Source organism: Streptomyces sp. YGL11-2 (genome assembly GCF_050054615.1).
GTDB lineage: Bacteria > Actinomycetota > Actinomycetes > Streptomycetales > Streptomycetaceae > Streptomyces.
Map to the genome: position 1 here is coordinate 1 of NZ_JBNHIN010000005.1, position 3,230 is coordinate 3,230.

The window sequence follows — 3,230 nt, forward strand, 5'->3', positions numbered from 1 at the left end:
CCCGGTGCCCGACCTCGTCCGGCATGCCGGTCTTCGCTCGGCGTTCGCCATCCTGATCCCATTCCTCGGGCACGAACAGTCGCCACGAGATCGGCACCGAGGCGGTATCGGAGGCGGCGTGCAAACTGACTGCGACCTGGCAGTTGGACTGCTTGCCCAGCGCCCCGCACCACTGGCGGGCCACCCCCACCGACATCTTCCCGTCCTTGGGGAACGACACGTCATCGATCACCCACACCATCGGATCGACCACCGGCACCGTCTTGAGAGCCACCGCCCGCAACACCGCGGTGTGGTCCCACGGCGATTGGTTCACGAACTGCTGCAGGGCCTGCATATCGCCACCCGGCAGCCGCTCAGCCATCGGCTGGATCGACTTGCGGCGACCATCCAGCATCAACCCACGCAGGTAGCACTCTCCCCACCCACGCGTGTCCTTTCGCCGCACCGAAACAAACACCTCGGCCACGAACGCCGCCAACTGGCCACGAAGTTCCTCGAGTTCCCCCAAGTCCACCGGACCACCATGCCCGACCCAGCACCGCACGATCAAATCAAGTTAACGAAGTACTACTAGGGGCACTGCAGGGCGAAGAATCACTCACCTTGGATGAAGTCTTCCGAGAGGTGGAGCTGTCCCTCATTTCCCGCGGGCTGCCTCGACCTCAGCGTCGCGCAATCAATGCCGCCGGAAACCTCATACTTACCAAACGCCGCCGAACCGTCGCTGCCCGCTCCATTGGTGAAGTGTCCAACATTCAGCCCGGCCACCGATTTAGCACGCGGCGCCAGGCACACGACGCGGGGGTGCATCGACCGCTTCAAGCGGGCATCTGTGGAACCAGGAAGACTGGCGCAGAGTCCATTGTCATCTCCGGCGGCTACAAAGACGACGAGGACCAAGGCGACGTCATCGTCTATACCGGCCATGGTGGACAAGATCAGGCCGGCAACCAAATCAGCGACCAATCCCTGGACGACTCCGGAAACGCAGCTCTGGTGACCAGTTGCCTCGAAGGACTCCCTGTCCGCGTTATCCGTGGCCGGCAGAGCGGGTCGCCCTATGCCCCCAGCAAAGGCTACCGGTACGACGGCCTCTACCGTGTGACTAGCTACGGCAGTAAGACCAGTCTCGATGGCTTCTTGATATGGCAGTTTCGACTAGAAGCGTGCGAGGGTACTCCGCTACCAAAAATGCAACATCAGGACAGACTTGGGGATTTCGCAGAGTCTGAAATTGAGCGCGCGAGCGCGCGGAAAAAATCAGCTGCCGACAAGCCCCAACAAGTGCCCACTGCTGTGCAGCGAATCGTACGGAGCAGTTCTGTGCATCGCCAGGTGAGAGAATGGCATGATAACCGCTGCCAGCTCTGCAGCGTGCGTATCGAAGTGCCTGGCGGAAGCTACAGTGAAGGTGCATACATTCGAGCGCTGGAAAGTCCGCACAACGGTCCGGACGTAACTGGAAATGCGCTATGCCTCTGCCCGAACTGTCACGTGATGCTGGATTCCGGCGCCATCGTCCTTGGCGAAGACCTCAGCGTCATCCGAGCCGGCGAAGAGGTAGGAATGTTGAATACGCACCCTCGGCATGTCATCGACCCGGAGTGTGTGAGGCAGCATCGCAACCGGTGGAGTGACGCAGCGGTCCGGACACCCACACGCGACGCCGTCGAGGCGGGACGCCAGCGCATGTCGATGGGCTCCAGCGCACAGACCGATGCCACGGAAACAGCGCTGCACAATCTGACAGCGGGCACGGGATCGAACTCGAACTCCTAAAGCCGGCGCCGCAGGTTCGGATCCTGTCGAGGGCTCGAACCTGCGGCCCAGGGCTGGCGGCAGGTTCCGCGTCAAGGTCTCCGCCGCTCGCCCGAGTGCGCCCCCAGTGCACATCCGCTCCGGCACTCCCGGAGACCCGCAGGTCAGCGAGGGAAGCCCAGCAGCCCTCAGGCTCTCAAGCCCTCGCGAAGGCCCCGCCCAAGACGTTCCCCCGGGCAGAGGCGGAGAAAGCGGACGAGTCGGCCTGTACGCCGGGTTCTGTCTCCGGGCGACCTTGCGGTCGGCCGGGAGGCGGCCATCCATCTAGGGCTGCCGTTGCCGGCAGCCTCGTGCGGTCTACCCGCGGACTCGGGCGGGCAGCCCTCGTACGTCCGCGCAGGGGCATCTTCCGATGCCCCCTCTTGACCTTGCTCCGGGTGGGGTTTACCTAGCCCTCCGAGTCACCTCGGAGGCTGGTGGTCTCTTACACCACCGTTTCACCCTTACCGAGGACCGAGGTCCCCGGCGGTCTGCTTTCTGTGGCACTGTCCCGCGGGTCACCCCGGGTGGGCGTTACCCACCACCCTGCCCTGTGGAGCCCGGACGTTCCTCGGGGGGATACGGGATCCCCACGCGGCCGCCCGGCCGGCTCGTCCGCCGTGGTGACCATGCTACCTGGCGGGCCGCGGGGGCTTGACCTTGCCGCGGCGTCAACGTTTTTCATGGCGGTATGGGGATGGAGGAAGTGGGATGGGGATGGGGGTGGGGGAAGCGGGATGAAGGGGCGGGGAAGCGGGATGAGGATCGGGGAGCTTGCTGCGCTGGCGGGGGTCAGTACGCGGACCGTGCGGCATTACCACCACGTCGGGCTGCTGCCGGAGCCGGAGCGGCTGGCCAACGGGTACCGGGAGTACGGGCTGCGGGACGCGGTGGCGCTGGCGCGGGTGCGGCGGCTGACGGAGCTGGGCATCGGGCTGGAAGAGGTCAGGGACGTCCTGGCCGATGACGCGGGGCGGGAGCTGCGGGACGTGCTGGCCGAGCTGGACGGGGATCTGGCGCGGCAGGAGGCGGCGATCCGGGAGCGGCGGGCGCGGCTGGCCGGGCTGCTGCGGCGGGCGGAGGAAGTGGGCGGGTTACCGGAGGAGGGACCGGTGTCGGAGCAACTGGCCGAGTTGTTCGCGGAGATGGCGCGGGCGTCGGCGGCGCTGCCGGGGCCGGAGCCGGCGATGGCGGCACGGGAGCGGGAGCTGCTGGTCCTGTTGGACGCTTCGGGCGACGGCCGGGCGCAGGGGGCGCTGGCGGCGGCGGTGCGGGAGATGTTCGCGGCGCCGGGGTCGATGGAGCGCGCCTATGCGGCGTACGGGCTGCTGGACGCGCTGGCGGGGGCGGCGGTGGACGATCCGCGGGTGGCGGAGGCCGCGCGGGCGGTGGTGGAGAGCGTGCCCGAAGGGGCCGTGGGGGGGGGAGGC

Annotated in this window: 3 protein-coding genes and 1 other RNA gene; 2 read left to right on the forward strand and 2 right to left on the reverse strand. The window is 66.9% G+C overall.

Features of this window, described 5'->3' with window-relative positions:
* Positions 1-517, reverse strand: a 517-nt coding sequence (locus ACO1BR_RS07700) for an IS701 family transposase (RefSeq protein ID WP_426794272.1), incomplete at its 3' end; no start/stop codon positions are given.
* Between the two features lie 89 nt (positions 518-606).
* On the opposite strand from ACO1BR_RS07700, the gene ACO1BR_RS07705 reads away from it, so the two are divergent.
* On the forward strand, positions 607-1,782 hold the full coding sequence (locus ACO1BR_RS07705) for a YDG/SRA domain-containing protein (protein ID WP_426794273.1): 1,176 nt from the start codon (positions 607-609) through the stop codon (positions 1,780-1,782).
* 231 nt (positions 1,783-2,013) lie between these two features.
* On the opposite strand, the gene rnpB is transcribed toward ACO1BR_RS07705, so the two are convergent.
* Positions 2,014-2,414: RNase P RNA component class A (gene rnpB / locus ACO1BR_RS07710), an RNA gene on the reverse strand.
* A 144-nt stretch (positions 2,415-2,558) separates the two neighbouring features.
* Between rnpB and ACO1BR_RS07715 the strand changes: the two genes are divergently transcribed.
* Positions 2,559-3,230, forward strand: a 672-nt coding sequence (locus ACO1BR_RS07715; RefSeq protein WP_426794274.1) for a MerR family transcriptional regulator, incomplete at its 3' end; no start/stop codon positions are given.